The organism is Streptomyces sp. NPDC002870 (assembly GCF_042888505.1).
In the GTDB taxonomy this organism is placed as follows: Bacteria; Actinomycetota; Actinomycetes; order Streptomycetales; family Streptomycetaceae; genus Streptomyces.
The window spans coordinates 320324-344519 of the sequence record NZ_JBIAPW010000003.1; the positions used below are offsets into that span (position 1 = coordinate 320324).

General features: G+C 66.9%; 26 protein-coding genes, 1 tRNA gene and 1 other RNA gene. 20 read left to right on the forward strand and 8 right to left on the reverse strand.

Translation table 11 applies throughout. From position 1 onward, the window contains the following. The first annotated feature begins 10 nt into the window (after positions 1–10). The 3 genes from ACFYWY_RS06095 (at position 11) to ACFYWY_RS06105 (ending at position 3257) form a co-directional block, all read left to right on the forward strand. Complete coding sequence (locus ACFYWY_RS06095; RefSeq protein ID WP_389180380.1) at positions 11–1294, forward strand: sensor histidine kinase; 1284 nt, start codon at positions 11–13, stop codon at positions 1292–1294. Next, complete coding sequence (locus ACFYWY_RS06100) at positions 1282–1941, forward strand: response regulator (RefSeq protein WP_389180383.1); 660 nt, start codon at positions 1282–1284, stop codon at positions 1939–1941. Before ACFYWY_RS06095 ends, ACFYWY_RS06100 begins: the two co-directional genes overlap by 13 nt. A gap of 125 nt (positions 1942–2066) precedes the next feature. Then, positions 2067–3257, forward strand: a complete 1191-nt coding sequence (locus ACFYWY_RS06105) for a serine hydrolase domain-containing protein (protein ID WP_389180386.1) — start codon at positions 2067–2069, stop codon at positions 3255–3257. A gap of 198 nt (positions 3258–3455) precedes the next feature. Here the strand turns inward: ACFYWY_RS06105 and ACFYWY_RS06110 are convergent, their stop codons facing one another. Beyond that, entirely contained in the window at positions 3456–4007 is a 552-nt protein-coding gene (locus ACFYWY_RS06110) for a tellurite resistance TerB family protein (protein WP_389180389.1), read from the reverse strand. Positions 4008–4234: 227 nt separating this feature from the next. On the opposite strand from ACFYWY_RS06110, the gene ACFYWY_RS06115 reads away from it, so the two are divergent. Further along, positions 4235–4399 (forward strand): hypothetical protein, encoded by a 165-nt coding sequence (locus ACFYWY_RS06115; protein ID WP_389180392.1) that lies wholly within the window; start codon positions 4235–4237, stop codon positions 4397–4399. 908 nt (positions 4400–5307) lie between these two features. Here ACFYWY_RS06115 and ACFYWY_RS06120 read toward each other — a convergent pair. Beyond that, positions 5308–6150: a helix-turn-helix domain-containing protein gene (locus ACFYWY_RS06120; protein WP_120986739.1), complete on the reverse strand. Its 843-nt coding sequence runs from the start codon at positions 6148–6150 to the stop codon at positions 5308–5310. 104 nt (positions 6151–6254) lie between these two features. On the opposite strand from ACFYWY_RS06120, the gene ACFYWY_RS06125 reads away from it, so the two are divergent. Then, complete coding sequence (locus tag ACFYWY_RS06125; protein ID WP_389180396.1) at positions 6255–6965, forward strand: SDR family NAD(P)-dependent oxidoreductase; 711 nt, start codon at positions 6255–6257, stop codon at positions 6963–6965. 68 nt (positions 6966–7033) lie between these two features. Then, positions 7034–7486, forward strand: a complete 453-nt coding sequence (locus tag ACFYWY_RS06130; protein WP_389180399.1) for a nuclear transport factor 2 family protein — start codon at positions 7034–7036, stop codon at positions 7484–7486. Between the two features lie 225 nt (positions 7487–7711). Here ACFYWY_RS06130 and ACFYWY_RS06135 read toward each other — a convergent pair whose 3' ends face one another. Further along, positions 7712–8116 carry a cytochrome P450 gene (locus ACFYWY_RS06135; protein WP_389180402.1) on the reverse strand — a complete coding sequence of 135 codons (405 nt, stop codon included), beginning with the start codon at positions 8114–8116 and terminating at the stop codon, positions 7712–7714. 862 nt (positions 8117–8978) lie between these two features. On the opposite strand from ACFYWY_RS06135, the gene ACFYWY_RS06140 reads away from it, so the two are divergent. After that, on the forward strand, positions 8979–10070 hold the full coding sequence (locus tag ACFYWY_RS06140; RefSeq protein WP_389180405.1) for a hypothetical protein: 1092 nt from the start codon (positions 8979–8981) through the stop codon (positions 10068–10070). Positions 10071–10132: 62 nt separating this feature from the next. On the opposite strand, the gene ACFYWY_RS06145 is transcribed toward ACFYWY_RS06140, so the two are convergent. After that, the gene (locus tag ACFYWY_RS06145) at positions 10133–10570 is read right to left on the reverse strand and encodes an HIT family protein (RefSeq protein ID WP_389180408.1); all 438 of its coding nucleotides are present in this window, start codon (positions 10568–10570) and stop codon (positions 10133–10135) included. A gap of 191 nt (positions 10571–10761) precedes the next feature. Here ACFYWY_RS06145 and ACFYWY_RS06150 point away from each other — a divergent pair, with 191 nt between their 5' ends. Beyond that, entirely contained in the window at positions 10762–11253 is a 492-nt protein-coding gene (locus ACFYWY_RS06150) for a TIR domain-containing protein (RefSeq protein ID WP_389180411.1), read from the forward strand. A gap of 45 nt (positions 11254–11298) precedes the next feature. Here the strand turns inward: ACFYWY_RS06150 and ACFYWY_RS06155 are convergent, their stop codons facing one another. From ACFYWY_RS06155 to ACFYWY_RS06165, 3 genes are all read right to left on the reverse strand, one after another. Then, positions 11299–11745: a hypothetical protein gene (locus ACFYWY_RS06155; RefSeq protein ID WP_389180414.1), complete on the reverse strand. Its 447-nt coding sequence runs from the start codon at positions 11743–11745 to the stop codon at positions 11299–11301. Positions 11746–12121: 376 nt separating this feature from the next. After that, positions 12122–12790 carry a YdcF family protein gene (locus ACFYWY_RS06160; protein ID WP_389180417.1) on the reverse strand — a complete coding sequence of 223 codons (669 nt, stop codon included), beginning with the start codon at positions 12788–12790 and terminating at the stop codon, positions 12122–12124. Then, complete coding sequence (locus tag ACFYWY_RS06165) at positions 12787–13581, reverse strand: GntR family transcriptional regulator (protein WP_389180420.1); 795 nt, start codon at positions 13579–13581, stop codon at positions 12787–12789. Before ACFYWY_RS06165 ends, ACFYWY_RS06160 begins: the two co-directional genes overlap by 4 nt. Before the next feature lie 482 nt (positions 13582–14063). On the opposite strand from ACFYWY_RS06165, the gene ACFYWY_RS06170 reads away from it, so the two are divergent. The 11 genes from ACFYWY_RS06170 (at position 14064) to ACFYWY_RS06220 (ending at position 23834) form a co-directional block, all read left to right on the forward strand. Continuing rightward, on the forward strand, positions 14064–14333 hold the full coding sequence (locus ACFYWY_RS06170; protein WP_389180423.1) for a DUF6284 family protein: 270 nt from the start codon (positions 14064–14066) through the stop codon (positions 14331–14333). Next, complete coding sequence (locus ACFYWY_RS06175; RefSeq protein WP_389180426.1) at positions 14330–15409, forward strand: conjugal transfer protein; 1080 nt, start codon at positions 14330–14332, stop codon at positions 15407–15409. The genes ACFYWY_RS06170 and ACFYWY_RS06175 overlap by 4 nt, the downstream gene beginning before the upstream one ends. Further along, positions 15406–15789 carry an RRQRL motif-containing zinc-binding protein gene (locus ACFYWY_RS06180; RefSeq protein WP_389180429.1) on the forward strand — a complete coding sequence of 128 codons (384 nt, stop codon included), beginning with the start codon at positions 15406–15408 and terminating at the stop codon, positions 15787–15789. The genes ACFYWY_RS06175 and ACFYWY_RS06180 overlap by 4 nt, the downstream gene beginning before the upstream one ends. Before the next feature lie 28 nt (positions 15790–15817). Then, positions 15818–16039, forward strand: coding sequence for a hypothetical protein (locus ACFYWY_RS06185; protein WP_389180431.1), 222 nt, complete (start codon positions 15818–15820; stop codon positions 16037–16039). 34 nt (positions 16040–16073) lie between these two features. Next, a complete protein-coding gene (locus ACFYWY_RS06190) occupies positions 16074–16448 on the forward strand; it encodes a DUF6251 family protein (RefSeq protein WP_389180434.1) in 375 nt (124 codons plus the stop codon). Positions 16449–16786: 338 nt separating this feature from the next. Continuing rightward, positions 16787–18631: an ATP-binding protein gene (locus tag ACFYWY_RS06195; protein WP_389180437.1), complete on the forward strand. Its 1845-nt coding sequence runs from the start codon at positions 16787–16789 to the stop codon at positions 18629–18631. A 99-nt stretch (positions 18632–18730) separates the two neighbouring features. Continuing rightward, the gene (locus ACFYWY_RS06200; protein ID WP_389180440.1) at positions 18731–19471 is read left to right on the forward strand and encodes a DNA methylase; all 741 of its coding nucleotides are present in this window, start codon (positions 18731–18733) and stop codon (positions 19469–19471) included. Then, the gene (locus tag ACFYWY_RS06205; protein WP_389180443.1) at positions 19468–20316 is read left to right on the forward strand and encodes a bifunctional DNA primase/polymerase; all 849 of its coding nucleotides are present in this window, start codon (positions 19468–19470) and stop codon (positions 20314–20316) included. The genes ACFYWY_RS06200 and ACFYWY_RS06205 overlap by 4 nt, the downstream gene beginning before the upstream one ends. Continuing rightward, complete coding sequence (locus ACFYWY_RS06210) at positions 20309–21784, forward strand: ATP-binding protein (RefSeq protein WP_389180446.1); 1476 nt, start codon at positions 20309–20311, stop codon at positions 21782–21784. The genes ACFYWY_RS06205 and ACFYWY_RS06210 overlap by 8 nt, the downstream gene beginning before the upstream one ends. Positions 21785–22256: 472 nt before the next feature. Next, on the forward strand, positions 22257–22472 hold the full coding sequence (locus ACFYWY_RS06215; RefSeq protein ID WP_175255477.1) for an excisionase family DNA-binding protein: 216 nt from the start codon (positions 22257–22259) through the stop codon (positions 22470–22472). 84 nt (positions 22473–22556) lie between these two features. Continuing rightward, positions 22557–23834: a tyrosine-type recombinase/integrase gene (locus ACFYWY_RS06220; RefSeq protein ID WP_389180450.1), complete on the forward strand. Its 1278-nt coding sequence runs from the start codon at positions 22557–22559 to the stop codon at positions 23832–23834. 64 nt (positions 23835–23898) lie between these two features. Here ACFYWY_RS06220 and ACFYWY_RS06225 read toward each other — a convergent pair. Then, positions 23899–23986: transfer RNA gene (locus ACFYWY_RS06225), tRNA-Ser, on the reverse strand. Between the two features lie 72 nt (positions 23987–24058). On the opposite strand from ACFYWY_RS06225, the gene ffs reads away from it, so the two are divergent. Continuing rightward, positions 24059–24157, forward strand: an RNA gene (ffs, locus tag ACFYWY_RS06230) — signal recognition particle sRNA small type. Positions 24158–24196 lie beyond the last annotated feature (39 nt).

The window sequence follows — 24196 nt, forward strand, 5'->3', positions numbered from 1 at the left end:
GGAGGTCCGGATGCCCACGCACGACGCCACAGCGGCCGTCCCGAAGCAGACCCGGCCGACCCGTCCGTGGGACGCGTTCGCCCGCCCTCGGCTCGCCCTCGACGCCTTCGAGCACCTCGTCGGCGGGGTCGGCACCGCCATCCTTTCCCTGATCATGCTGTTGTGGGTGACCGCCACCGCGGTGGCGTGCCTCGTGGGGGTGGGCCTGTTTCTGGTGCCCAGCGCGCTGCGCGGCCTGCGCGCGGTCACCGACCGGGAACGCGCACGGCTGTCCCAGTGGGGCCCGGAGGTCATCGGCCCTGAGCCGGGCACGGGACCGACCCGGCTGCGGGACGCCATCGCGGATCGCACCACCCGGCGGGAGCTGCGCTGGCTGGTCAGCCATGCCTCCGTCGGTCTGCTCCTCGGGCTGGTCGGTCTGACGCTGCCGCTGACCGCGGCGACCAATGCCACGTTCCCGCTGTGGTGGCGGCTTCTGCCGGAGGGCGAGGCGACGGACTCCCTCGGCGTGATAACCGTGCACGACTGGCCCAGTGCCTTCTCCGTCAGCCTGCTGGGTCTCGGCTGGGTCGCCGTCGCCGTGAGCTGCGAACCGGTCCTGGCCTGGCTGCAGGCGTGGCCGGGGCGTCGGCTGCTGTCACCCGACGCCGGGACCGACCTCGCCCTGCGCGTCACCCAGCTCACCGCGACCCGGGCCGCCGCCCTGGACGCGCACGCCACCGAACTCCGGCGCATCGAGCGGTCGTTGCACGACGGCACCCAGAACCGCCTGGTCGCCGTGAACGTTCTGCTCGGCGCTGCCCGCCGTGCCGTGGAACGCGATCCGGCCGGCGCCGACGCCATGCTCGAACAGGCGCAGGGCGCCGCCGAACAGGCCCTCGCCGAACTGCGCCAGGTCGTCCGCAGCATCCTGCCGCCGGTGCTGGCCGACCGGAGCCTGACCGACGCGCTCGCCGGCCTGGCCGCCGACTGTCCCGTACCGTGCCGGATCGACGCCGGCGTGCCAACCCGGTGCGCGGCGTCCGTGGAGGCCACGGCCTATTTCGTGGTGGCCGAGGCGCTCACCAACATCGCCAAGCACAGCCAGGCCGAGCACGCCACCGTCAGGGTCCGCCGCCGCGACGACCGGCTGTTGCTTCAGATCACCGACGACGGCCGTGGCGGAGCGGACGAGAGCGGATCCGGGATCGTCGGCATTCGCCGGCGTACCGAAGCACACGACGGAACACTCGAACTGACCAGCCCGCCCGGCGGGCCGACGACCCTGGAAGTGAGCCTGCCATGCGGGTTGTGATAGCCGAGGACGACCCGCTGCTGCGCGAAGGGCTGGCGCTGCTGCTGCGCGCGGAGTCGCTCGACGTCGTGGGCACGGCCAGCGACCCGGCCGGCTTCCTGGACGCCGTCGAGATGCACAAGCCCGATGTCGCCATCGTCGACGTACGGATGCCCCCGACCCACACGGACGAGGGGATCGTCGCGGCCGTGAAGGCCAGGCGCAGTCAGCCCGGCCTGGCCGTGCTCGTACTGTCAGCCTACGTCGAGCAGGCCTTCGCCACCGATCTGCTCGCCGAGGGCAGCGCCCGGCTCGGCTACCTCCTCAAGGAACGGGTCGGCCGGGTACAGGAGTTCCTGACCGCGCTGCACCGGGTCGCGGACGGCGGCACCGCCATCGACCCCGAGGTCGTCGCGCAGCTCTTCGCCCGCACCCGGCCCGACTCCCGCCTCGACCGCCTCAGCCCCCGCGAACGCGACGTCCTGGCGCTGATGGCCGAGGGTCTTGGCAACACAGCAGTCGCCGAGCGGCTCGTCGTCACCGAAGGTGCTGTGCACAAGCACATCCGCAGCATCTTCGCCAAGCTCGAACTGGCGCCCACCGACCGCACGGACCGGCGCGTGGCCGCCGTACTGCACTACTTGGACGACGCCCAACGCCGGGCCTGACGCTCCCCCCAGTGCGGTGGTAGTGCCAGCTGTACCTTCGCTGGGCAGTGCGCGGGATCGATGCGTGATCTTGCCGGAGACAAGCTGGAGGCAGTCAACAAGAGCCGTCCAGCAGGGAGTTGTCCGTGTCTCAGCTTGTCTCGCATCCCCGCACACCGCAGTCCCGCACTCGCCGTCACAGCGCCTTGGTGGCCTCCGCGCTCGCGGTGCTCACCGGGCTCGTCGTGGCGGGCGCGCCCTCGGCGAACGCCGACCACGGCACCGCCAAGACCCGCACGGCGGTGCAGAAGGGCCTGGACGGTCTCGTACGCGACGACGGTTTCCCCGCGGCGCTGGCCTCGCTGCGCGACAGTAACGGTCACACCCGCAACTACACCGCGGGAGTGGGCGACCTGAAGACCGGGTCCAAGGTTCCGGTCGATGGTCAGGTGCGTATCGCGAGTGCCAGCAAGATGTACACCGCGACCGTCGTCCTGCAACTGGTCGGCGAGGGCAGGATCGGCCTCGATGCGCCGATCGAGAAGTTCCTGCCGGGTCTGGTCCGCGGCGACGGCATCGACGGCCGGAAGATCACGGTTCGTCAACTGCTCCAGCACACCAGCGGACTGCCCGATTACGACGAGGAGGTCGCGCAGGACTACCTCACGAAGCAGCAGCACCGCTATTTCGAGCCGCGTGAAGTGCTCGACCTGGCCCTGGCGAAGAAGTCCCTGTTCGCTCCCGGTACCGGCTGGAGCTACAGCAACACCAACTACGTTCTGGCCGGCCTGCTCGTCCAAAAAGTCACCGGCCGCCCGATCGGCGAGGAGATCACCAGCCGGATAATCAAGCGCATCGGGCTGCGGCACACGTACTGGCCCGGCGTCGGCGACCAGACGATCAAGGGGCCGCATCCGCATGGCTACTTCGCGACCGGGCCGGACGCCCCCTGGACGGACGTCACCGAGAACGACCCCTCCGCGGGCTGGGCCGCGGGGCAGCTGATCGGCACTCCGAGCGACCTCAACCGCTTCCTCACCGCCCTGCTGGACGGCAAGCTGCTGAAGCCGCAGCAGCTGAAGGAGATGAAGACGACGGTCGAAGCCCCCGACCTCGACACCGTCGGCGACGGGCGATACGGGCTCGGCCTCGCCACCTTCAAGCTGAGCTGCGGCGGTTTCGCGTGGACCCACGGCGGCAACGCCCCCGGCTACACCACCCGCAACGCCGTAACCGCGGATGGGCGAGCGGCCACGGTCGTCGTCACCGCACTCCCCACGACGCTGCCCGCCGCCCAACACGTCGAGGCCGCCCTCGACACCGCGCTCTGCGAATAGGCCGCCCGCCCTACCCCTGCTCGCGGAATGTCACCCCGGCGCTCGGACTCCGGCCGGGGGAGGCCCTTGAGCCGCACGGGGAGGGCGTGGACGGAGCATGACGAAGGCCCCGACCGCGGACGGTTCGGGGCCTTCGTCAAATTGCCCGTTGCCTGGACTCCGCCGGCCGACGGCGACAGGCGACGCGGTGGGCAGTGGTCAGATGCCGAACTCCTGCGGGGACAGGCCGAGCACAGAGCACGCCTCTCGCAGGATCTGCTCTTCGGCCGGCGCGACGAATCCGTCCGCACCGGCGACGACGAAGCCGGTCTGCACGACCGCCCTGGCCTCCGTCGGCTTCTTCGCCGCCTTGGCGATTTCCTGCATGGCCTCCGCCTTGCCCTGCTGGAAGTTGGACGCCAGCTGGTCGACGTGCTTGTTGAACCGCTGCCGCAGCTGATCGGAGGGGAAGTTCTGCAGGACGTCGTTGTTCAGGATCAGCGACTCCACATGCTGCCGCTCGGCGGGGTCGACATGCCCGTCGGCGGCGGCGACCAGGGCGCACATCGCCATGCTGGCGTCCCGGTAGGCGCCGCTCTTCAGCTCCGTCTTGAGGGAGGTGAGCTGGGACTTGAGCGTTTTCACCAGCTGAGCCCGCGATCCGCCGGCGGACCCCGAACCCGGCCGCGTGTGTCCGCCAGAGCTCCGCGTCCCCTGTGACTGCTGCTGCAGATTCTTGGCCTGGTCCTTGATCCGATCCCACATCGCCACTCGTGCCACCTCGGCTTCTGCCCGTGTCGTTCCGGTCGTCCGCGCGCCTTCCGCCCGGCCTCGTGCCAACGCCTCCCGGCCCCCCGAAGTTCCGCACCGACAGCGACCTCGCCGAAGTCCGGAACCTGTGGAGAGCGGCCCGCTACCTGTGCGGGTCGAGGCCAGGCCCGCAGCCGAGCCCTTGAGCAGCTGTACCAAGGCTCATCCTCGGCGTCCCGGAACGGGTCGTGATGCAGATCACGGGGTGGTCGTCCACGGCGATGGCGGCCCGCTACGAGCATGTGACGGGCGGGATCCTGGCCGACGTGGCGCAGCGGGTCGGCGGCCTCATCCGGGAGGTGGCGAAGGCCACCGACGAGGGCGGTCCGGCGGGCTCCGAGGAAGCGCGTTGAGACTGTAGATGAGACTACGGACGACGAAGGGCCCCACCGCGAACGGTGGGGCCCTTCGACATCGTGCCCGGTGAGGCACTGGCGGAGGATACGAGATTCGAACTCGTGAGGGGTTGTCCCCAACACGCTTTCCAACTGTCCGCATGGCCGTCCACGAGCGTTCAATGAAGTTCGCGCGGCAGCTCACACGGGGTGCGTGTACGGAGGTGAACCACAGTGTCCGTCAGTGCACTGGACAAAGACCAGGACAACGAGCGGAGCTGGCGAAGGGCCAATCAGTGGGTACGGCGCCCAGATTCACCTGGGATCCACTGGCGCGGGGTCGGGGCTACTAGGGCGTGTTTCAAAGGTGGTTCCCTTTGCCACGGCACGCCGCCGCCGCACCGCGCAGTTCGCCGCGTTCAGCTGATCCTTTTCGAACCGTGCTCGGTGTTGCGACGCGTGATCAGGGGGCGCACACCGAGCTCCGTACCAGCGCCCGGTGCCTGTCGTGGTCGGCCAGCGCGAGCGGTCGGCGAGATCGAGGTCACGATCGACATGTTCGAGATGCCCGGCAGGCGGGCCTGTCCATCTGCGCCTGCAGCGTCGAAGAAGAGTCCGAGTCCGCCGACAAGCTCGCCCTGCTTGCCAGTTGGGCGGCAACCCGGGCATTCGGCACCCAAGCCGCACATCGGGACGGCATCGCCGCAAGCACCTGCCGGCTGGGCACACCGTCCACCACGCTGAACGACTGACCCCGGCACAACACAGTGAACCCGCTGGCACCCATCCAAGGAGTCGGGTCCTCGAACGGTAGGCGGTCCGGACCGCCTTGATCGCCAGCGGGTTACCCGTAGGCCGATCCTCTGCCTGAGTGGACTGTCGTACGGGTTCTGGTCTGAAGTGTTCAGCCTGTGAGGTATGTCAGGTCAGGTCAGGGCTTGGGTGCCGATGGCGCCGAGCAGGGCGAACTGGGCGGCTGTGGTGGTTGCCGGTGGTGCGGAGCAGATGGCGATGCGCAGGTCGTTGCCGGGGACGGTGAGGGTGTCGCAGTCGACGGTGACGGGGCCGAGGTCGGGGTGGTGGACGGTCTTGCTGTCGGTGGTATGGAACCCGACGGCGTGGGAGTCCCACAGATCGTCGAAGCGTCCGCTGGCGCTGCGGAGGCTGGTGATCAGTGTCGTGAGGTGCGCGTCCTTCGGGTAGCGGGCTGCGGAGGAGCGCAGGTCGGAGACGAGGGCTGTCTCGAACCGTTTCTGCTGTTCGGGGGTGTGGGTGACGCGGGTGGGCAGGTGGGTGAAGTGGCGCCAGGCGATGTTGCGCTCCCTGCCGCGCCAGGGTGAGGGGTCGCCCATGAGCGCGGCCCACAGGGGGTTCCAAGAGATGAGGTTCCAGGCTGCGTCGTGAACGCTGAGCGGGCTGCCGTTCAGCTGGTCGAGGAGTCGCTGGACGCTGGGCGGGACGTGCGGGGAGACCTGCCCTGTGGTGGGCGGTGCCTGGCCGGCGAGGAGGTAGAGGTGGTCGCGTTCGGTCTCGGTCAGGCGCAGGGCGCGGGCGAGGGAGGCCAGGACCTGCGGGGAGGGTGAGGTGGCGCGGCCTCGCTCCAGGCGGACGACGTAGTCGACGGAGAGTCCAGCGAGCTGGGCGAGCTCTTCGCGACGCAGCCCGGGGGCCCGCCGGACACCGCCGAGGGGGAGTCCCAGGTCCTTAGGACTGGTGCGGTCACGCCAGTGGCGCAGGGCCTGGCCGAGGGCTACGGGATCGTCGGTCACGCATCCATTGTCCGCCGGGCATGGTGCAAACAGCCTGGTACTGGCCGACCCCCCGCTGAGGAGAGCTCTCCCTGTCCTTTTCCGCGGCGCGCAGGCTCAGTGGCATGACAACAGTCACCGTGATCACCGGGGCCAACACGGGCCTCGGTTTCGAAACGGCCCGCCGCCTCATCGAGCAGGGCCACACCGTCTACGCTGGCGCCCGCGACGCACACCGCGGCGAGCAGGCTGCCAAGGCCCTCGGGGCCCGCCCGCTGCTGATCGACATCACCGACGAGGCGTCGGTCGCCGCAGCCGCACAGAAGGTGCGGGCCGAGGCCGGCCGTCTGGATGTGCTGGTCAACAATGCGGGCATCGCCGGGCCGGCCGAGCCGGCCGGTGAGCTGACCGCCGCCGATCTGCAGCAGGTCTTCGACACCAACGTCTTCGGGGCCGTGCGGACCACCCGCGCCTTCCTGCCTCTGCTGCAGGCCGCGGCCCGTCCCGCGATCGTGAACGTCTCCAGCAGCCTGGGCTCGCTGACGATCAACGCCGACCCGGCCGCCCACACCGACATTCTCCCCGCCTGGGCGCCGCTGCTGGCCTACAACTCCTCCAAGGCCGCGCTGAACATGCTGACCGCCGTCTACGCACAGGCGTTCCCGCAGATCACCGTCACCTCGGTCGACCCCGGGTTCACCGCGACCGACCTCAACGGCCACCAGGGCACCCAGAGCGTCGAGGAAGGCGCGGCGGTGATCGTCGCAGCCGTCAGCGCCGGCCCTGACGCGCCCAGCGCCTCCTTCTTCGGCGCCACCGGCCCCGTGCCCTGGTGACCCCTTCGAACTTCCTTCCCCAGCGGCCGTGTCCCGCGGCCGTACCGCACCTCCACGAAAGAAAGATCATGAACAGCACGCATCAGAAGTCCCTCGAGACCGCCCAGGCGTTCATCACCGCGTTCGAGAACCGCGACCCGGCCGCAGTGGCGGCCCTGCTGTCGGAGGAGGCGACCTTCGTCATCCCGCTGTCGCTCGCGGGCACCCCGGAGCCCTGGTACGTCTTCGACAGCCCCGCCGCCGTGCTCGCCTACATCGAGTCGGTCGCGGCGAAGTTCGACCACGTCGCCTTCCTGGACAAGGTCTGGACGGTCAGCGAGGACGCCCGCTCGGTGTTCCTGCAGGCAGGCGGCGACATCCTGTCCAGCGCGGAGAAGCTCGTCTACCACAACGTCTACATCTTCCGCATCGACGTCGCCGACCGTCAGATCGTGAAGGTGTGGGAGTACGCCAACCCGGTCGCCTACGCCAACCTCGGCATCGCCGACTCGGAGGCGGAAGCAGCTGCCCAGGCCCGCTGACCCGCCGATCTACTGGTCTGCACGCTCGGCAGCAGCCACAGGGGCGCCCCCACGGACAACAGCGGTCCGCGGGGGCGCCCGAGTTCCGGAGGGCAGTGTCTTCCCCGGCCAGACCGCCGGAACGCCAGTTCACGCCCGTGCGCGGCCAGAATTCGGCTACGAGTAAGCCGAGTTACGTCTGCGGGGTTGCTGGCGGGCGATCGGAGCCGCTGCGCAGCTGAACGGTCATGCGTAGCGTCCTGGGCCGGACGGTGGCCTGGGCGACAGGCCGGACGGTCTGGCCGGGGGCGAGTTCGAGACGCACTTCCCGGGTGATCGTTGCGATGGCGATGGCGATGGCGACGGCGATGGCGATGGCGATGGCGATGGCGGTGGCGAGCTCGGTGAGCGCGAAGCGGTCTCCGATGCACGTGTGCTTGCCTGCCCCAAGGGAAAGCGCGACTCCGGCGGAGCGCTGTCCACCCAGCGGTCTGGGTTGAAGGTCAGGGGGTCGGGGAAGTGTTCGGGATCGCGGCGCAGGGCGTGCTGGCAGTAGGCCAGCTCGGGGTCGGGTGGCAGGGTCCACTGGCCGATGCGGGTTTGCGTGGCGGTGCGGCGGGTGACGAGCCATCCGGTGTGGTGCAGCCGCATGGCCTCGGGTGATGACCCGGTTCAGGTACGGGAGCCGACTAGGGCCCCGAGGACTAGCCTCGGAGCCCTGGGCTCTGTCAGTGGTGCTCGGGTCGCCCCTTCAGGTTCGCCCCAGAGCCGGGCGTGGAGCGGTTTTCAAGACCAGTCCAGCTACCGTCCCAGCAATGCACTGACCTCGTCAGACGAGCCGCGTCGCCCTCATCACCGGTCTTCCTGGCCAGAGGTTGGCCACGATGGGCCGCGTAGGCACCACGACCCCCACAATGCGAACTACTGGCTAGCTGGTCATTGAGGGTCTGGTGGGCTGGTCGTTCGGGCCGTCATGCGCCGTTGGCGGTTGGATGCGGTCGCGGCGGTCTGCACACCAGCGGTGACTCCGCCGTGATCAATCAAGGCTGGCGCGCGTGGTGGAACGCTCGCTACCAGAAGACCGAGTCCGCCCAGTCTGGGCGGACTCGGCGAAAGTCGGTACTGGATCAATCCAGTTTGCCTAGAATACATACCCTAGCGACCGTAACGCGTCAGATTGCCAGCGACTGTGTCCGTTCAACAGCGGCGCTGTTCGCCATAACACCCGCCGACTGAGGGGGCCATGTCATCACGCAGCGGTGACTCTAAATTTCGACCCCTTGCACTATTACTTGCCCATGGGTTGAAGGCGTTACTTGGCGCCTCTTATGAGCAGCCGAACGCATTCTGGACTTCCGTCAAGCTGATTCACGCCGACGAGCTGCGTCAGTGGAGTCGATTCAAGAGGTGTCAGGAAGCAGAAGGCGTCACATATCGTGAGTACAAAACGAGAGCCGGGCGAATCAGTCTCCTGAGAGACTCTGTAGCGCACCTTCTTCAGGCACAGGAACGCTTGAAGGAGATCGATTGCTCTGAAGTTGTTGAGTACCATGAGGAATGGGTTTCTGTGCCAAGGTCCGCGTTTGCCCGAAGGATCCGCATCCCACTGAAGTATGAGCTCATACCGGAAACATGGATTGAAACCGAAGAAGGCAACATAGTGCAAGGCGCGCTTAATGTCACGGCTAGGTGGTGGAAGAGAACTATTGCCGTAACTTACAAAGGCCCTTCGCGCGCAGTTCATAAAGACGAGATCGACCGCATTCGCCAGCAGCTAGAGTCGATGACGCGTAGCGAGAGGAATATAGTGCACGAGGTGAGTACAAGTAACTACTCGCACCCGGTAGTGTTTATCTCGCACAGATGGGAAGCAGAGGAACATCCCGATCCTTCCGGGGATCAACTCATACGGCTTCAGGCATTACAGAACTGCTGGGTGATCTACGACTACAGCTCCTTCCCGCAACTCCCTAGGAGTAATCAGGAGGAAGCGGAATTTGAGCAGATTCTCCGGTCCATGGATGAACTGATTCAGAACGTTGTCATCCTAGACTCGCCGGACTACCTCACTCGAGGATGGTGTGTTTACGAGTACATCACCGCTTCGCTAAAGAACGCTACTGTGTGTGATGAGATTCAGGACCCTGCTTTGGTTTCTCTTCGTAACTGGGCTGCCACAAAGCCGCCATTTCCCAGGAATCTAGTCAGGGATAGCCTGGAATCCATGCAGAGCAACTATATTAATCAGATGGCGCTGGAGAGCGTTAACCAGGTTCTCCGCCGCTACCAAGTTGCTCGATTCAAGACCGAACACGATCACAGCGCAGTGACAGGTCTTCTTCAGGAGCTCCTGAAAAGAAAACTACCGGTTAAGAAGACAGCTCAGCCCTACTTTGGCGAGTGGGTTTCATCTTCATGGACGGACGATGAGCTTTCGGATGCATTTAACAACGAACTGGAGATTCCGACGCTGGAGTCCATCCGTGTGAGGCCCTTCAATGTCGATGTGCCGAGGACGATCACCGAGGCAGTATGCCGGAAATATAAAATCCAAGAGATGAGCTGGGGAGATAGGTTTAACCAATCCGGCCTGGGCCTCATGTAGTGATTTACCGCCCTCGCTTGGCAGCCACCAGACGCCCGCGCGACAAGCCCTGAAACCTACAGTCAAGCCCCTCCGATATTGCGCCTAATTCTTTCAGCTACGGTAGCTCTCTTCGACTCTCCCCAGTGAGCACTCTCGGGCCAAAAGTCACCCACTTGGTCATCGTTCCACCGAGGGACCAAATGGATGTGAAGATGAAACACAGTTTGTGATGCCGCTCTTCCGGCTGAGTTAATAAGGTTCAGCCCGTCGGGAGAAAAGGCCTTCTTCAAAGCCTGGGACACTACCAGAGACGCCTCCATCACTGGCGTCAGGGAGCGCATATCCGCATGCCAGAGATCAGTAATGTGCGCCTTGGGAATAACGAGAGTGTGCCCCGTCGTGGCAGGAGCTAGGGGCAGGAAGGCGAGCACTTTCGATGTTTCGTAAATTCGAACCACCGGCGCTCGCCCGTTAGCAATCTCGCAGAAGGGGCACGTCGAATCAGGGTGCGACACCACTAGTGAACTTCCGTTCGATATGTGAGCTTTTGTTCTAGACTACTGATAGGTATCGACCGTCAAGAACATTTCGTGTTGCCTGACCGCTGGGCTCGCTCGAAACTCCCAAGGCCACCAGTCAGCAATTCATGTACTTCCGGCCACTACTCTTGTATCCTGCTTCCGTTTCACAGGTGCAAGGGGAGGGCCATATGGCACGTAGCGTCTTCTACAGCTTCCACTACATTCCGGACAACTGGCGGGTTTCCCAAGTGAGGAACATGGGCGTCCTGGAAGGGAACCGGCCTGCTTCAGACAATGACTGGGAGCAAGTGAAGAAAGCCGGCGAGTCGGCCATCAGGAACTGGATCGACTCGCAGCTCCGAGGTAGATCCTGCACGGTCGTGCTGATCGGAAGCGGAACCGTAGGACGGAAGTGGATTAAGTACGAGATCGAGAAGTCGTGGAATGATGGCAAGGGTGTGATGGGTATCCACATTCACAACCTTCTCAATCGTGAAGGCCTTCAGTCCGCTAAAGGTAGGAACCCCTTCTCGGATTTCACGATTGGCGGCGCGAACATGTCTTCCATCGTCAAGACATATGATCCTCCCTTCACCTCTAGCCAGTATGTTTACGGTCACATCAAAGACCGCTTGGCGATTTGGGTCGAAGAAGCGATAGAAATCCGCGCTAGGCATTGAGCTGCAACTGGCGTATTCAATCATTCTTTTTGGGGCCGGACACGCTTAACGGCCGTGGGCCGCTTTGATTGCGGACCCGATAGCAAAAGCGCTAGCCACAAGGAAGAGCATTCCGTAAAAGTTGACCATGGTGTGAGAGCGAATTACCTTCCCCCAGGGAACATCCTGATGATACGGGGTGATATTCATTGAGAACGGCTCGACGGATGGATCTGATCTCCGTACACCGTCATACAGCTTTCTAAACAGCCGCTCTTGGCGTAGATAGTAGCTATCAAGCAACCAAAATCCTACGATGGGGATCAATCCCGTCGTAGCAATTTTCCAACTCAGGTTGTTGACCGCGATACCAAAAAAGATACCAGCCACGGTCATCGTCCATCCCTTAATCAAGAATGAACCGTTGGCGAGCCGAGTAACGACTGCTTGGATCAACTCAAGGTGCTTAATTGCTTCAGCGCTGATGGGTCCCTGACCAGGCGGTGTAGTCATACTCCTGCTCCGCTGCGGAAGGTGGGCTCGGTTCTTCATGGTGCCAGGTGAACGAGTCCTGTAAAGGCTTCCTGGGCTAGGTCGGCGGAGCACGTTTGGCCGGTGGCCTGCCCAGTGAGGGGTCAAGCATGATCATGGGGCCGTACGCTGGTTGGCAACTCGGGCAGGTTTGGACCTGCCCGCAATGCGCTCGAGTGGCCCCTTGGTCTTGCTCGATGAAGTAGGGAAAGTTCTACCGCGCCGGCACCGGCGGTCCTCAAGACCGGTTGGTTCGCGAGCACGAAACCGGCTCTGAGCTGGTCGTACTCTGTCCGCAGACCCGAGGGTGCAACCACCTTGGCCGCAGGTGGACCGCGACCCCCAAATTCCGGGGGGCTCAACGACGCGTCCCTGCACCGTCCGACACAAGCCGACTCGTGAAGCCTGCGCTGCACAGCCGCTCGTACGCTGCCGCCACATCGTCCGGTACCGGCTGGCTGACCATGAATCCCTGTTCTGGGTAGATACGCAGTCGCTGGAGTGCGCCGACAAGCATGTCGAGCACCAGGCGAGCATCCCCGATGGACTCGACGTAGTCGTCGAATGTCATCGGAGTGGAAGCGCTCACGATCTCGACCCCAGGCCACAGTTTGCGAGCCGTCGCGTAGGCGCGCCGCTCCTCGTAGGGCTTGCTGATGAGCAGGACGGACGAGACGTCCACGCCGGACTCTTCGAGAAGGGCTTTGGAGAAGCGGATGTTCTCACCGGTATTGCGCGCGTTCGGTTCAACAAGCACATCGGCGCTCGGCACCCCCAGCGCCAACGCCCTTTCGCGATAGTGGACGGCCTCGCCGCGCGGCATCCGCTCCCGCGTAGTGCGGCTGGTTGCCCCCGTGAAGACGATGAGCGGCGCCATGCCACGTTTGTAGAGGTCGACCGCAGTATCGGCTACGCCCAGGTCGTGACTGCCCAAGCCGACCGCGACCGAGCACGGCCGTGGCTCGTGGTGCATCTGGTGGAAGTCCCACAGGCGGCGCGCGTCCGCCCATGACTCTGTCGAGATCACTGCTCTGCCCCTCCGTCCCGTGCTGAATCAGGCACCTTGAAGTCGTACTCCCACGCGAAGCGCGATGCTGCGTGGACACCGATCGCGTACTCCACCACGGTGCCATCGGCCGTGTACGTGGTGCGGTGCAACTCGACCACTGGCTCACCTCCAGGGAGTTGCAGCAGCTTCACCTCGTCGGCCGTCGGGATGCGGGCGAAGAGCTCTTCCTTCATATGGTCGATCTCGTACCCGGCGTCGTACAGCACCCGGTACCCACCACCACGTCCGGCCGGCCCCGGCGTCGGATCAACCAGCCGTGTTCCCTCGACGTGCTCCGGTCGGTAGTAGCTGGTCAGGGTGTGCGTGGGCTGCTCGCCCTCCTTAACGAGGCGTGCGCGGGCATACACCTCAGCACCAGCAGGAAGACCATGCGCTGCGGCAACGGCCGGCGGAGCCGCAACACGACTGACCTGTTGCGTCTGCTCACCGCGACGGTACGCGCGACCTGTCGCGACACGGTCGGCGATGAACGCCACCTCGTCACCGTCTCGCCACTTCGCCTTGTCGTACCGGCTGATACCGAGCCGCTTGAGCGGAGTTTGTTGCCGGACGACGGTGCCATGCCCGCGAGAGGAAGTGACCAGCCCCTCCGCCTCCAGCGCCTTGTACGCCGCGTGAACCGTGGACTTGGACCCTTCGCCTGCTTCGACGAGGTCCCGAATGTGCGGCAGTTGCTGCCCCGGTACGTACTCCCCGATCGCGATACGAGCGGCCAGCTTGTCCGCCAGCTCTCGCCACTTCGGTGCCATTCAGTGCTCCTCTCGATGGGACCAGTCAAACACAGTCCCAGGACTGTTGACAGTCCTGGGACTGTGAGCCATGGTCTTACCAAGCGGTCGCAGTCCTAGGACAGCGAGGGAAGGCCCTTCTTTGGGCTGCCCAGACTCCCGCCGAAGGGGCCTCGGACAGGTGGGGCCGAGGGAACCGGATCCCTGGTCAACCGGATGGCACGAGACCGAAAGGTCATGTCTCTGCCTACAACGGGCTAGCGGCTCTTCCGTGAAACGGGAGTCGCCCCCGAAGGAGACGCACGCACGTTCAACCACACCGCATGCGCTTCGGCGCTGCGGCCGGTTGCCTCCCCCGCCCGTCCGGCCACAGGTCGTACGGACGGGGCTGAGGGGAGCCGGAATTCTTCCTGCTTCGCCCCAACAAACGGCGCGCGGCCCCGGTGCTCGAACACCGGGGCCGCTGTTTTGGGCCGTCCAACCCTGTGAGGAGACAACGACCCATGAAGACCATCGCTGCACTTCAGGCCCTTGTTACGGCCGCGTCGCTCGACGGTGAGCCGTCGGATGCCGAGCTGGACGCGATCGAGCTGGAGATGCCCGTCATCAGGGCGGAAGTCGAGCTGTTGGACGCACAGATCATGACCCTCGACCGGATCCCGACCGAGCTGGACCAGCGCCGTATCCGCCGGGCCCGCCGCAAGGTCCTTGCCGCGCGGCGGGAGCTGGCCAACCGGTCCGCCGGCACGGCCACTGCCGGGGATGCGGCATGACGCAGACACGCAGGGCGTTGACGAAGGTACAGAAGGCCGTTTTGGCTACGGCGTTCGTGCCGATGCTCGCCACCGGCGTGGCCGGTGGCATCGGGACGTTCAGCAACATCAGCCGTGCCTACGGTGAGGGAACTGCGCTGGGTGCGGTCGCGGCCGGTGAGGGCGCGACCGCCGTTCTGGCCCTGGTCCTGCTGGGGCTGACCATGCTGGGGCAGTCCTCCCCGCGCATCATCCGGATCGGGCTGTGGGCACTTCCTGCCGCCGCGTCGGCGATGGCCGCGATGGCCGGTGACGACCCCGGCCGGACCGTGATCTACGCGGTGACCCCGATGGGCATGTGCGTCTCGGCTGAGGGCATGGCGTTCCTGGCCCGCCGCATCGTGGTCCACACCGACGGCCGTGATGCCGAGGCTGAGGCTCGCGCCGCTGCTGTGGTGCGGGAGTTGGCGTATCACCGGGCCGTGGCCGCGAACCATCCGGATGAGAAGGTTCGGGGCCGGTCGGAGCGAACGTCGTGGGAGCTGGCCCGCAAGGTCGGGCTGGGTGACCACTCGCTCGGCATGCGGCTGCTGGACATCCAGCGAGAGCGGGTCGCCAGCGGTGCGGATGCCGCGTTGGCAGCCATGTTCCGCGCTCCTGCGACCGCTGCCGCAAACCAGGGGGAAGTGCAGCAGGCTACCGTAAATCAGTCGCCCTCTGAACTGTCGGAATCGACCCCGGCCGACCCGACCCCGGTGGTCGCCGAGTCCGCGGATTCGGAAGCGGTCGCCCGTAAGCTTGGCTTCGCTGGTCTCGGTCTGCCGAACGAGCCGATGGCTCCGGTCGGGCCTGCGCCGCGTCGGTCGACTGGTCGGGTGCCCGTCGCGGCTCGATCGGCGCGACCGAAGCGCACGGCGGACGAACTGCTTGTCGAGGCCCGTGAGAAGACGGCCGATTGGTCGGATGCGCAGCTGACGGCAGAAGCCATCCGTAAGGCGGTTCGCACTGCCCCGGTCAAGGCCCGCACGTTGCGCGACACGCTCAAGGCCGAGCGCGCCGGAAGGGGCGACGGGGAGCGTGAGGCGGTGGCTGCGTGAAGCGGCTGACGCTTGCCGACTGCTTCGACCCGACCGGCGAGCGGTTCGGTATCCCCACCTTCCCCTGGCGCTGTGCTCCGGACGGTTACGCGACGCGTCGCCAACTGCGGGGACAGGGTCTGCAGCCCGGTGGTCAGGAAGTCGCCGCGCAGACCCTGCGGCCGCGTCGCCGGCGCGAGCCGCTGACCGCCTACCTGTACTGCGTCGACTTCGCCCGGCCGGTCCGGCCGATGAGCGAGGGCATGTGGCGCGCGCACGAAGCGATGATGCGCGCCCGCCGCACCTGTCCCGTCTGCCGCACGGATCACGGGTACTGCATCCCACGCTCGGTCGGCATGTGCGTGACCTGCGCGTATCCCGCTGCTCTGTGCGCTGCCTGAACACCCCAACTCGTCAAGGAGATCCGCTGTGAGCATCGCTACCGCGACGTCGGCGTTCCACTACGTCATGACCGTCCAGACCGCTGACGGGACGCAGGGCACGTTCAGCGCCACCGTCGACCTCGACACGAGTCTGCCGGGTGCCACCCGCCAGGACATCTACCGGCAGGTGCGCGCCTACGCCGCGCAGCAGATGGGCGCGGACCGGGTGGCGGTCCTGCTGTTCACCATCGCGCCGAACCAACTCTGACCACCTACCGCGACAGCCCTACGGAAGGAACGGCATGGACCAGCTCCCCGCCTCCCGCACGCTGACTGTCGTCCAACTCCCGGACGGCACCTACACCTACGCCGACCCGGCTGCTCTGCAGGTGCAGCAGGTCGCACCGCAGATCGTTCACCAGCACATCCACCACGCCCCGCCGGACCGTACCGTGCAGCGCATCGCACTCGGCTCCGGCGTCGGGGCCGGCACTGTGGCAGCCGGGGTCTACTTCGGCCCGCTGCTGGTCGGCGTGCTGACCGCGATGGCCGCCAACCTCGCGCTACTCGCCCTGATCGCCGCCGTCTGCGTCTGGGGCATCGTCACCGTCGTTCGCTCGGTGGGCGGCAGCGACGGCAAGGCCGCCGCCAAGAGGGCGGGACGCAAGGGGCGTTGACCTCTTCCGCCCCCTGAACGACGGAAGCCTTAGACGGCCCGCAGGGCGTCCAACCCCCCTCCGGTGTGGGTCGAGACCCCCCGGGTCGTGAACGGCCGCCCATGGCCTCGCGGAGACGCTGCGTGACGGCATTTTCCGCTCCCCTTCGCGCGCGTGCGCGTAGGGTCCCCACCCCTCCCCATCGCTCAACTCTGCAACGTCGCAGGTCAGATGTGGTTGCGGGGGTTCAACCGGTGCTGTTGACGCAACCGACAGTGCCGCCCCCTGCAACTCGGGCGGGCCGGTGACGCCACGCAACGGCGCACCGGCCCTCATCCACGGTCTTGGAGGACCCTTTCGTGGACTGGAAGCAAGCATGGTCGACCACCACCAACACCACCAACAGCGCACTGGATTCACTCGCCCCGGTGTGCGTGCCGTTCGCGGCCCGCTGGGACCTTGAGGCGGACCGGCGTAACAAGCTGCGCACCGCGGAGCACCTCAAGGCACTCATGGCCGCGCAGAAGGATCACAACGCCGCGCGGTCCACGCACGCCACGGCCAAGTCGCAGCAACTCACGGCGCGCGCCGCGTCCCGCAATCCGCTGGCGGCCGGTCGCCGCGCCGCCCGGGTGGCGAGCAAGGCAGCCGCGCGGCACGAGCGTGACACCCGCGCCAAGCTCAAGGCCGCGCGGGTGAACTATCCGAGCACGCTCAAGGCTCGCGCGATTCAGGCGCACTCGGTGCACGCCGTGCCCAGCGTCGTCGCGTCCGCGCTCATGTCCACCTCGCACCTGACCGTCTGGCCGGCCGCCACCTCGGCTCTGCTGATCGGGTCGAACGTGGCCGGTCTCGCGCTCGGTCGTCGCAGGCTGCGGGTGCCGATGGATGAGTCGCTGTCGCTGGAAGAGCGTCAGCTCATGGAGCGTCTTGACCCGTCGTACTGGGTGGAGCACGCCGGTGATCGTGGCCTGTCGGGCACGGTGACCACGCCCCCGGCCATCGAGCCGGGCGGCATTCGGTGTGAGATCCGTCTGGACGGGACGTGGACGGTCAAGACGCTCGCGGACAAGGCCGACTCCATCCGTGCGCTGCTCGGTGCCCGCACCGCGCTGCGCATACGGATCACCTCTGCCTCGCGCGGCGGGTGGGCGGTTCTGACCCTGGCCACCCGGTCGGCAGCCGCGGGGGTTTCCTCGCTGTGGACCCCGGACCGCATCCCGTCCGACCCGCTCTCGATGAGCCTCGGTCTGGACACGGAGACAGGTGATGAGGTCCTGATCCCCTTCGATGAGCGGTTGTTGGTGTCCGGCGCGTCCGGCACCGGCAAGTCCTGGTCGTTCCGTCCGCTGATGGGGACCGCCCACCTGCGCGGTGACCTGCTGCTCATCGACGGCAAGGGCGAAGAGGCCAACATCTGGGAGCCGGTCTGCCGCGTCGCCGTGGAACGCGACGAGATCACGGACGCCGTGGACGAGGCGCACGCTGAGATGACCCGCCGCAAGGTCGACATGAAGAAGCGCGGGATCAGCGTGTGGGACGGCCGTCAGCTCACCGTCGTCGTGGACGAGGGCCAGGTGATCCTGGCCCTGATCACCAAGGACAAGGACCGTCTGCAACGACTGATCGAACTGTCCTCGCTGGGCCGCTCGCGCGGTGTCGTCCTGTGGTGGGCCACGCAGTACCCGCTGACCGATGGCGGCGCGCCGGGCGTGCACAAGCTGATCGCGCCGAACCTCCTCACGCGGTTCTCGCTGCGGGTGGCCGGCACGACACAGGCCCAGGTCGCGCTGGACGACTGCGCCCACTACGCCCCGCACCAGATCCCCGACGGCCGCGAGTACCGAGGACACGGCTACCTCAAGGGCTACGGGCCGCGCATGCTGCGCACCTGGACCCTCGACGACGCGGGCGTACGCGCACTGCCCAAGTCGATCTGGACCCCCGCGCAGACCGCGAGCGGCCAGGGATCCCGCATGCCGCTGCACCTGGTCAAGGAGACGGCCGCACCGTCCGGGACGGCGTCCAACCGGGACAAGGTGCTGGCCGCTGTGCAGTCCGGGGCTCGTACCGCCAAGGACGTGGCCGACGCGACCGGCATCAACAAGGGCACCGTCTCCCGCGAGATCAAGACCCTCACCGCCGGCGGAGCCCTGCACAGGACCGCAGACGGCAGGCTCCTGCCCGGCCAGCAAGCGGCCTGACCACTCCAACGAACGACAACGGCGGCCCCCATCTCACGCCAATGAACCGGGGCCGCCGCCAACCCACCTGCCATCAACAGACCTGTGGAGGTCTCCAGCATGACTCAACCGACCGACATCGGGCGACTGCTCGCCCGGCTCGAACCTGTCCGCGTGCTCGATGCGTTCTCGTGCATCGGCGGCGCCACCACCGGCTACCGGCGCGCGTTCGGCCCCAACTGCCACATCACCGGCGTCGACATCCAGGCACAGCCGGACTACTGCGGTGACACCTTCCACCAGGGCGACGCGATCGAGTACATCCGCGCGCACGGCCACGAGTTCGACTTCATCCACGCCTCCCCGCCCTGCCAGGGAGAAGGAGCCCCGACCAAGGGCACCAACGCCGCCCGCAACGCCGCCATCGGCCGGACCTACCCCCGGCTCATCGCCCCGACCCGCGCCGCTCTGGAAGCGACTGGCCAGCCGTACGTGATGGAGAACGTGGCGGGCTCCGACGTACGCAAGGACATCCGCCTGTGCGGGGAACAGTTCGGGCTCGCGGTGCTGATGCACCGCTACTTCGAACTCGGCCGCTGGACGACCGTCCAGCCGCCCCACCCTCAACACCGGGGCTACGTCCGGGGCTACCGCCACGGCGTCTGGCGCGACGGCCCGTACGTCGCCGCGTACGGCAAGGGCGGAGGCAAGGCCACCGTGGAGGAGATCCGCGCGGCCAAGGAAATCGACTGGTCCACCGACCACCTGCGCCTACGCGAAGCCCTCCCGCCCGCCTACACCGAGTGGATCGGGGCCGCCTACCTCACCACCCTCGCCCCCCGGCTGGCGGTGGCCGCATGAGCGAGCACCTGCGAACCGCCCTCAGCCTCGCTGCCCACGGCGTGCCCACACTGCCGTTACGAGCGGGGAAGGTGCCGTTCGGCAACTGCCGGGCCTGCGCCGACAACGCGTGCGGCGGCCGGCCGAACATGAAGACGCCGGGGCCGTGCGCCTGCCCCGGGCCCTGCCACGCGTGGGCCGCCGCGACCACCAACCCCGACGTCATCAACTCGCCCACGTGGCAGCGGGCGTGGCGCGAAGCGGCAGCCGTGGCCTATCACCCGGGCGGAGCCGGCCTTACCGTCGTCGACCTCGACAACGCCGACGCGATCGCGTGGGCCCGTGCGAGCCTGCCCGCCACCCGAATCGTGCGCACCACCCGGGGTGAGCACTGGCTCTACCAGGGCGCCATGCAGTCCGCCAACGCCGTACGGCCCGGCGTCGACATCAAGTCCACCATGGCCTACGCCCGCTGGCTCGGGTTCGGAACCGGCACCATGACGGCCCTGCCGGACGCCGTCCGCGCGCTGGTCGTGAAAGAACCCTCCACGGTCCGGCCCGCACCGCAGCCCGTCACCGTGCCCGCACTGGTCGGGGGCGGGGAGTGCCCTCACCGCACCCCGACCTATCTGGACCGTGGCATTGCCATGGCGGAACAGCGCATCACCGAAGCCCGTGAGGCAGTGCACGCCACCGTCTACCGGACGTTCCTCGCGGTGCTGTCCACGCACGGCCGGTGCGGCTGCCTCACCGACGCCCATACCGCGCGCCTGTTCACCGCCGCACAGGCCAAGGGCGAATCGCCCCGGCACTGCACCGACGCGTGGACCAACGCCCTGACCACGTTGGGACTGAGCCATGTCTGACGACGACAAGAATCCCGCCCGCAAGGTCATCGCGGACTACGCCCAAGAGCACTTCCGGTACTTCCGCACTGCCGACGGAACCGTGTACGCGCAGAAGAACGGCCACCCCGTCGCCCGTCCGATCCGTTCCCAGGGCACCACGGGCAGCCACCGACAGGAACTCATGGTCGGCCTGTTCAAGGACGGCATCGGTGTCTTCAACGGGTCGGCAATCAAAGAGGCATTGGACTTGATCGAGGCACTCGCGCTGACCGAGAACGTCCAGCCCGTGAATATCCGCGTGGCCCCCGGATTCGACGGGGCGACGTGGCTGGACCTGGGCCGCGACGACGGCAAGTCCGTCCGCATCCACCCCACCGGCTGGGACATCCTCACCCCCGACCCGCGTGAGGTGTGCTGGCGGCGGACCCAGCTCACCGGCGAACTGCCCCTGCCGGCCAAGGACACCGACGGCAAGGGCATCGATCTGCTGATGAGGCTGTGCAACTTCGCCAATGCGGAGACCGAATGCCTGGCCATCGCGTGGCTGATCGGCTGCCTCGGGCCGACGGTGCCCGTGCCCGCGCCGTTCCTCACCGGGCCGCAGGGTGCGGGCAAGTCCACGGGTGGGCGGATGCTCACCCGGATCATTGAGGGGATGAGCGGTGACCTGCGGCGGGCACCGAAGGATGAGGAGAGCCTGATCGCCGCCGTGGCGGCCGGATGGGTCACCGCGCTGGACAACCTCTCCCACGTGACGCCGGACCTGTCGGACGCGATGTGCTGCATCGTGACCGGGGCCGAGAGCGTCAAGCGTGCCCTGTTCACCGACGGGGACGTGTTCCGCGTCGGCTACCGCCGGCCCCTGCTCCTGACCGGTATCGACGTGGGAGTCATCCGGCCCGACCTCGCGGACCGGCTCCTGCCCCTGCGGTTGGAGCGCCCCACGGTGCGGCGCACCGAGGCGGAACTGTGGGCGGAGTACGCGGAAGTGCTGCCGGTCGTTCTCGGCTCGCTCCTGGACCTCACGGTCAGGGTCCGCGCGGCCGAGGCAGAGACTCCCACCGACTTGCGGATGGCGGACTTCGCGCACCTGTGCGCGCAGTTCGACACGGCGACCGGGCTCGGGGCGCTGCCCGCGTACCGGGCGAGTCTGGACGACCTGAACGACGACGTGATCGAGGGTGACCTCCTCGCGCAGACCGTCCTCCTGCACGCCGACACCATCGAGCCGGGCACGGCGCAACGGATGACGTCCACCGAGTGGCTGTCGTGCCTCAGCCGCCTCTACAGCGGCGAGGATGGCCGTCCCCTGCCCAAGGGGTGGCCGACGACAGGAAAAGTCCTCTCGGACCGGCTCAAGCGCCTCCAACCGACGCTGGCCGCCCGGGCCGTCCTTGTCGACTCGGGCCGAACCAGCGCGGGCCGCTACCTCGAAATGACCCGCACGCTCCCCCCGGCCCCACACCAGCAGCAGCGGGCGTTCTGACCCGCGTTTGGGCGCTCGCCCGGACAAGCAAGAGGAGCACCACCGGCCAGGCGTGCTCCTCTTGCTGTTCGGCGCAACGCGCCGCCCGAAGGACGCGCCGCGCAGCGACTCCTTCTTCGCTCTGTGAGGCGCACCGAACTACTACAGGCAGCCCCTTCTTTGTCCTAAGAAGGAAGACGCTGCGTCATGTGGGTCATGCGAGTCGGAAAACGGCACCTGACCTGCGACAACAGACATGACGCAGGCGGTTTGCTCTGCGTCATCCTGCGTCATCTGCGTCATCCGATGACGCACGCTGTGACGCTGCGATGACGCACGCCCTAGCTACTGCGTCAAGCAAAACCGCAGGTCAAAGCCACAAGTGACGCTGATGACGCCATGACGCAGAAATCCACACCTCGGACAGACGCGCGCATCCGCAACCTCCGAAAGACCCCCAAGTCCCTTCCTACGGTCCTAGGGAGATCTCTGCATGGACACGGCCCCCGTCGACACATTCGACAACACTCTCGTGCTGCTCACCGTGGAGGAGGCTGCCCGCCGCCTCCGGATCGGCCGCACTGTCTGCTACCGGCTCATCCGCTCTGGAGAGCTGGAGTCCATCCCCGTCGGCCGTCTCCGCCGCGTCCCCGCAGACGCGCCCGCCGAATACGTCGCCCGCCGACGCGCGGCCCAACGAGCCGCTTGACGACGCCCGGGGCGGCGGCACTCCCGGACAGGGCAGTCCGCCGCCCCTATCCCCACCCCGGCACCGAGAAACAGGAGTCTGCCAGTGGCAGAAGAGAAGAAGCGCACCCGCCGGGCCAACGGCGAATCGGCCATCTACTACGGGAAGGACGGCCGTTGGCACGCCCGCGTGCCGATGGGCTACAAGGACGACGGGACGCCCTACCGCCGGCACCTGACGCGGCCGACGCGTAAGGACCTGGTCGACGAAGTCCGCAAGCTGGAGAAACAGCGTGACGAGGGTTCGGCGCAACAGCCCGGCAAGCCGTGGACGGTCGAGAAGTGGCTCTTGCACTGGGTCGAGAACATCGCCAAGCCGGTCATCAGCGAGAACACGTATGACGGCTACGAGGTGGCGGTTCGTGTGCACCTCGTGCCCGGTCTGGGCAAGCACCGCATCGACCGCTTGGAGCCCGAACACCTGGAAAGCCTGTACCGCCGGATGCAGAAAGGCGGCAGCAAGCCCGCCACGGCTCACCAGGCACACCGCACCATCCGAACCGCCCTCGGAGAGGCAGCACGGCGCGGTCACGTGGCGAAGAACGCCGCCGCGTTGGCGAAGCCGCCACGCATGGAAGAGGCGGAGGACGAGGTTGAGCCCTACTCGCTGGAAGAAGTGCAGAGCCTGCTGATCGAGGTCAACAAGCGCCGGAACAGCGCTCGCTGGATGCTGGCGCTCGCGCTCGGTCTACGACAGGGCGAGACGCTCGGACTGCGCTGGTCTGACGTTGACCTGGACAACGAGTACTTCAAGCTGCGCCGCAACCGTCTGCGCCCCAGGTACAAGCATGGGTGCGCGGAAGCCTCGCCGTGCGGTCGAAAGGCCGGGTACTGCCCGAACCGGGAACAGGTCCGGCGCGAGACCAAGAACACCAAGTCCAGAGCAGGCCGCCGCGCGGTGCCCCTGCCGGGTCCGCTGGTCGCCATGCTCCGCTCGCATGCCGAGGTGCAGGCGCGCGAGCGCAAGACCGCCGGGGACCTGTGGATCGAGTCGGACTACGTGTTCACCAGGGCGTTGGGTGGCCCGCTGAGCCCGAACACGGACTATCACGACTGGAAGCGGCTCCTGGCGGACGCGCGGGTTCGGGACGGCCGGCTTCACGACGCCCGGCACACCGCCGCCACCGTGCTCATGCTGCTCGGTGTGCCGGCCCGCGTCATCGACCAGATCATGGGATGGGAACCGGGCACCTCCGCACGTATGCGGGCGCGGTACCTCCATGTACCGGACGCCATGCTCAAGGACGTCGCCCGGAAGATCGCCGATGCCATCTGGGGGTCCGCGGCACCCCTTGTGGACAAAAACCAGGACAACGAGGGCTGAGAACAACGACGAAGGGCCCCACCGCGAACGGTGGGGCCCTTCGACATCGTGCCCGGTGAGGCACTGGCGGAGGATACGAGATTCGAACTCGTGAGGGGTTGCCCCCAACACGCTTTCCAAGCGTGCGCCCTAGGCCACTAGGCGAATCCTCCGCGGCAAACAATACAAGACGCTGAGGAGTGCTCGCGAACTCGTTCCCGCCCCCTGCCATCAGGTACCCTGTGCGGAGCCCCTCACGTGGCGCTATCTGACTGAACTCCCCCAGGGCCGGAAGGCAGCAAGGGTAGGTCGGCTCTGGCGGGTGCGTGAGGGGCGCTTGCGTTTGCGGACGCCGGAGGTGACGGCGGTGCCGGCGGCCGCTG